The sequence below is a fragment of the Neobacillus sp. 19 genome, from assembly GCF_049463095.1.
Taxonomy (GTDB): Bacteria; Bacillota; Bacilli; order Bacillales; family Cytobacillaceae; genus Neobacillus.
This window is the reverse complement of sequence record NZ_JBMPZU010000074.1, coordinates 1-2,206: the sequence shown is the minus strand read 5'-3', so window position 1 is coordinate 2,206 and position 2,206 is coordinate 1. Positions and strand designations below refer to the sequence as shown.

2 protein-coding genes, 1 pseudogene and 1 riboswitch are annotated in these 2,206 nt (G+C 36.7%); of the genes and pseudogenes, 2 read left to right on the top strand and 1 reads right to left on the bottom strand.

From position 1 onward, the window contains the following. Positions 1-124: 124 nt before the first annotated feature. Positions 125-464: pseudogene (locus ACO1D1_RS23185) on the bottom strand (PLP-dependent transferase); the annotation flags it as partial. Between the two features lie 140 nt (positions 465-604). Next, positions 605-724: riboswitch (SAM riboswitch) on the bottom strand. Between the two features lie 186 nt (positions 725-910). Between ACO1D1_RS23185 and ACO1D1_RS23180 the strand changes: the two are divergent. Together ACO1D1_RS23180 and ACO1D1_RS23175 are read left to right on the top strand one after the other, a co-directional pair. Next, positions 911-1,255, top strand: a complete 345-nt coding sequence (locus tag ACO1D1_RS23180; RefSeq protein WP_149871415.1) for a helix-turn-helix domain-containing protein — start codon at positions 911-913, stop codon at positions 1,253-1,255. A 102-nt stretch (positions 1,256-1,357) separates the two neighbouring features. Then, a partial coding sequence (locus tag ACO1D1_RS23175; protein WP_423337305.1) for a glycosyl hydrolase family 28-related protein occupies positions 1,358-2,206 on the top strand: 849 nt, incomplete at its 3' end.

Genomic DNA, 2,206 nt, shown 5'->3' with positions numbered 1-2,206 from the left:
GTTTTGTTGTTCTTCGTTCGGTTGTAGCCGCCGATATAACTTGCCAACCCAACAACTTAGATAGGCGTTCGCATTTATCGTGAAACGCTTTCGCGTTTTTCGTGCGCCGCTTCGAATTCTTAAAGCCCCATTTTTTATAGCCTTTCTAATAACCGGTAGGTACCACCATATAAATCCTCGCTCACTAACCATTCATCCCCCGCTTGGAATAAGGATAGGATCGTGAAAATCGCAGCCATTCCTGAACTGCAGGCGAACCCTTGATCACCGCATTCCAAATCGGCAATTGTTTTTTCAAGGAGCTGTCGTGTTGGATTCCCTGTCCGTGAATAGTCAAATCCGGTTGATTGTCCGATTCCATTGTGTCTGTAAGCTGTTGAAAAATAAACCGGAGGGTTCACTGTTCCGGTTGCAGTGTCACTGCGATTTCCAATTTGGGCAAGTTTCGTATCAATTTTGTACATGGTGCACACTCCTTGTTTAGTAAACTATAAATATTGGCTTTCTGCGGTGCTTTAATGCTACGAGGCACTAAAGTCATTAGGATATAAAAAAAGCCTTCTATAAGAAGAAGACTTTTGTAAGTACGACCAAATTGTCATTCTTCTTATCTTGCAAATTAGCAGCAGCTAATCTGCAGGACTTAGCACCTTTTCAATGAGTTTCCCCATTGATGGTTGCTGAGGCGTCGCAGGGCCATTCCCTCAACCTCTCTTGATAAGAAATCAATATTTAGATTATTTATAAAATTTACTACAACTTTGGAGCGATGTCAATTTGATTTTTAGAAAAAAACAAATAAAACTAAAAAGGATCAGAAAAATTGACATTTAATGTTCTTTACAAAGAATATATTGTTCACTATAATGACATTAGAGAAAGGAGTGAAATTTATTAAAGGAGGTTCTCTATGTTAGGTACAAAAATTCAAAAATTAAGGCAAGAAAGAAACCTTACGTTATCTCAGCTGGCTGAGAAAACAGATATCTCCAAGTCCTACTTAAGCCACATTGAAAGAAATATTCAAACAAACCCATCCATTGAAGTGCTAGTGAAAATTGCCGCAGCATTAGAGGTTAATATTCAGACCCTTCTCAGTCCAAATAACTCAACGTTGGAAACAAGAAATCCCCAAAAAAATCCTTTAATAGATTGGAGTGTTTTTATTAACACTGCCCTGGAGTCTGGATTAATTAATGAAGCAGATTTGAGGGAAATAAAACTGGCAATACAAAATAGCAAACCAAAGACCTGATTAAAAATACCTATAATAGAGGTAATATTATTGACTTGTTCGTTATAATGAACTATAATCACTCATATAAAGAAATTAATACATTGTTGTTAGGAGATTAGTATGAAAAGAAGGGGCAATATTATTTATCTTACAGCGATTATTTTTGTCGTAGCAGGCATCCTTTTTTTTAATAACAATGTTGCCGAGAATCTTGGATTGAAAAAGGAAGACCAATTTGTCACCATGACCGCAAATAGTCAAAACGAATATGTGAATGTGGAGGACTTCGGAGCCAATGGCGACGATGCAAAGGACGATTCTACTTCCATTCAAGAAGCGATCCATTTCAGTCATGATTCGAAAATTGGAACTGTAAAGTTACTTGGAAATAAGAGGTATATTCTGAATAAAGGAATCGTTTTAAAGGAGGGCATTGAACTAGAATTTGGCCAAAATACAACGTTACAAATCGAAGGGAACTTTAAAGTTATTGAAGTAGAGAAAAATGCATCCCTGTTAAATGGAATTCTTGAAATTGTCAATGCTGAATTTGATTCAGACGTCATTTATTTAGACGGAAATCAAAAATTTTGGTCCTGGGACAAAACCCGAATCAACAATGTAACGATCTTAAACACCAGCGGTTCACATAAGGGGACAGCTCTTCATCTATATGCTGGGGGTTCAGGTAATTTTATTAGTTTTGTCAATTTTACTGACATAAATATTGCAGGCTTTCAAACCGGCGTTAAATTGGAGGCTGAGGAGCCAAAAGTTAAAAATAAATATAACTTTGTAAATGGAAACCGATTCACTAATCTAACCTTAGATGATTGTATAAACGGTATTGCCATGATTGGCTCTATTAGTATTCCAAATGAAAGTTCCGGTAATGAGTTCAGCGGACTGCAAATTCAAGTATCGAAGGTAACAAAAAGTGTAGTAAAAGTCAGCGGCTCCGATAATAGA

Coding starts and splice junctions, on each gene's coding strand:
- ACO1D1_RS23180 (WP_149871415.1), top strand. CDS start 911: ATGTTAGGTACAAAAATTCAAAAATTAAGGCAAGAAAGAAACCTTACG.